The organism is Ekhidna sp. (assembly GCF_040220215.1).
Lineage (GTDB): Bacteria > Bacteroidota > Bacteroidia > Cytophagales > Cyclobacteriaceae > Ekhidna.
Genome location: NZ_JAVJTR010000024.1, coordinates 1 through 3,146 on the forward strand (window position 1 = coordinate 1; position 3,146 = coordinate 3,146).

Annotated in this window: 3 protein-coding genes; all 3 read left to right on the forward strand. The window is 43.3% G+C overall.

From position 1 onward, the window contains the following. The first annotated feature begins 97 nt into the window (after window positions 1-97). Window positions 98-1,282, forward strand: coding sequence for a TolC family protein (locus RIC88_RS16455; RefSeq protein WP_350218663.1), 1,185 nt, complete (start codon window positions 98-100; stop codon window positions 1,280-1,282). Between the two features lie 20 nt (window positions 1,283-1,302). Beyond that, complete coding sequence (locus RIC88_RS16460; RefSeq protein WP_350218664.1) at window positions 1,303-1,845, forward strand: hypothetical protein; 543 nt, start codon at window positions 1,303-1,305, stop codon at window positions 1,843-1,845. Continuing rightward, window positions 1,842-3,146: efflux RND transporter periplasmic adaptor subunit (locus RIC88_RS16465; protein ID WP_350218665.1), on the forward strand; the 1,305-nt coding region annotated here is incomplete at its 3' end. The genes RIC88_RS16460 and RIC88_RS16465, both read left to right, overlap by 4 nt.

The following is a 3,146-nucleotide window of genomic DNA, read 5'->3' on the forward strand; positions in this document are numbered from 1 at the left end:
CATCTTTAGGATAATCATTTCAAGCAGGAAGAATCCCGCTTACCGAGCATATTAGGTTATGCTCAACACTATTTGATTAATCCTAAAATCAATTTACATGTATAAAAAAATCGTGTTCGCTCTTTGCGGATGCTTCTTGTCGTTTGGCTTGATTGCTCAATCGACCTCAATAGAAAGCATTCTCAGGGAAGTAGAACAAAACAACCAGGAGCTGAAAGCCCTCAGTCAATATGCTGAGAGTAGGGCTCTTGAACTGAAATCCGGAAATAATCTGCCAGACCCTCAACTGGGTGCATACTATCTGCCTTTTGGTGAGCATAGTACGGGAGATTACTCCGAGTTCCAGGTGAGTCAGTCTTTTGAGTTCCCAACGGTCTATAGCACTCGCAGGAATTTGATTGACAAACAAACCGATCAGTTGCAGCTGGACTATCAGGCCAGGCGGCAGGAAATATTGGCACAAGCCAAAGAATACTGCCTGAATCTGATCTACTTGAACAAACGCCTAACTACCGAAACACTTAGAGTGGAGCAGGCAAAAGAGGTGTTTGAGCAGGTGCAGGAGCTTTATGAAAAAGAACAGGTGGGTATCCTGGAATTGAATAAAGCCAAGGTGGCCTGGATGCAGGAACAGTTTAAAATTCAGCAGATTGAAAGCGATCAGAGAAACACGATGCTACTCCTTAAGAATCTTAATGGAGGAGCGGAGATACGTTTTTCATCTGATGAATATGCTTTATCCCTGGATTTGACTGACAAGGAAAGTGTTTGGCAGGAAAAGCTAGTGCAAGATCCTGAGCTGGTAAAACTCAAGCAACAGGAGGCGATTGCTCAGCAGTCATTAAGGTTGGCTAAAAACAGGACGCTCCCAAATTTGACAGCAGGCTTCAACAGTCAGGGTGTATCAGGTGAGCGGTTTTCCGGTGTGTATGCCGGCATTAGTATTCCTTTATGGAGTAATCGTAACAAGGTGAAAGCCGCTCAATCTCAAGTTGACTTTCAACAGTCGATCAATACCTCATTGTCATTGCAAGCCTATTCGGCATTTGAAAAGCAATACAATGACTATGAGATTATGCTTTCCAAATTTCAGGAGTATGAAGCAACCTTATCGGGTTTAAACAGTGATGACTTATTGCTGCAGGCCTATCAACTAGGTGAATTATCCTTCCTGGAATACTACATGGAGCTAAAGTTTTATCGCCAGGCATATGATACGATGCTGGACATGCAATACCAGCTCTACGTATCGCAAACACAACTTTTAAAACATCAATTATAAAATCTTAAAAACATCGAATTATGAAAATTTCAAATATTCTTATCGCAACACTTATTCTATTCTCGGCAGCATGTGGTACAAAAAGTGATCATGGCCACTCGCACGGAACCGGAGAAGGCGAACACACCCATGATCATGAAGCTGATCATAAGGAGCAAGAAGAGTTCAAAGTGAACGAAGAGGAAACGACAGAGACTGCTGATGAAAGTACTGAAACAGAATCCACGGTTGAGACGAAGCAGCAAGAGAATGAGGTTACTATTACTGTGCCAGCTAAAAAAGGAGTTGAGTACAAGTTTCACCTAAAGCAATACGAGAAGCTTACCTACGAATGGACTACTGAATCTCCATTGTACTTTGACCTTCACGGTGAGCCATTGGATTACGAGCAAACGAAGTACTTCGAAAGCTTTGCTGTAGCTACTTCGGACAAAATGAAGGGAATCCTAACTGTGCCATTTGAAGGCTCTCATGGCTGGTACTGGAAAAACAACAGTGATGCAGACGTTAAGGTCACGTTGAAAACGAATGGCAATTACAAAATACTCGGACTGAAGCAATGAGATATTTATATAAAAGCGTTCGATACTCCATCATCCTGTTGGCGGTGACTCTTATTTCATGTCAACCTGTGGAGGAAGAAGGACATGCACATGCCCCGGATGGTAGCCACATCACGGAAGGTGATGAAGTTCCTTCGGTGGTCACAACTATCTGGACAAATAAAACGGAGTTGTTTGTTGAATACCCGGCATTGATTGTTGGAAATAACAGCCGTTTTGCAGCACACTTTACGGTGTTGAAAAAGCATCTACCTGTTCTGGAAGGCAGTGTAACGGTGAGTTTGATAAAAGGTGGAAAGGGCATCCGACACAAGGTAGAAGCACCTTCTTCACCTGGGATATTCACACCGTCACTGCAACCGAAAGAACCGGGAACTTATCAATTGATTTTTGAAATCAAGACGCCCGCGTTTTCGGATAAGATCGTAATGGATAATATTCCTGTGTATGCTTCAGAGGAAGAAGCCATTGCCCAAATGGGTAGTGAAGAAGAGGGTAATGCCATTACTTTTTTGAAAGAACAGGCCTGGAAAATGGAGTTTCAAACAGCTCCAGTTTTGAAGAAGCAAGTCTTTCAAACCATTCCCACTTCAGGTGTTTGGAAAGTAGCACCCTCGGATTATCAGACGCTTGTGGCTCCAGCCAATGGACGAGTGAGCTTTAGTTCTGGAATATTGACGGAAGGAAGCGCTGTAAAAAAAGGTCAGGTTTTGATGACCATTAGTAGTGCAGGACTTACTTCCAATAATCTGAGTGCGGAGATCCAAAAGGCAAAAGCTGAATTCGAGCAAGCCAGATCGGAATACAAACGGAAAAAGGAATTATACATTTCCAAAATCGTTGCTAAGGCTGAGTTTGAGCGAGTAGAGCAAAAGTACCAGGTGGCAAAAACCAACTACGAGACGTTGAGTAGTGGGTACAGTGCGGGAGGTAAACAAGTCACTACTCCAATGAATGGATACATCAAATCTATTCAGGCAGTAAATGGAGGCTTTGCAAATCAGGGTGATGCGTTAGTGACTGTGACAAGCCACAAGAGTAGTTTGTTGGAAGTACAGGTTAGCCCGAAGTACAGTGCCGAGCTACAGAACATTCAAAACCTATGGTATCAGCCCAAACCCGGAGCTTGGTCAAGTCTTAATGATAGAGGTGGCAAGATAATTTCCGTGGGTAAAGAGGTTGAATCTGACCAACCATTGATTTCTGTTTTTGCAGAGGTGTATGAAGGCGTGGAAATGCCGGAAGGCAGCTACACGGAAGCTCAGCTTGCCGTTGGTTCTGCTGTTGAAAGTTTGACTGTG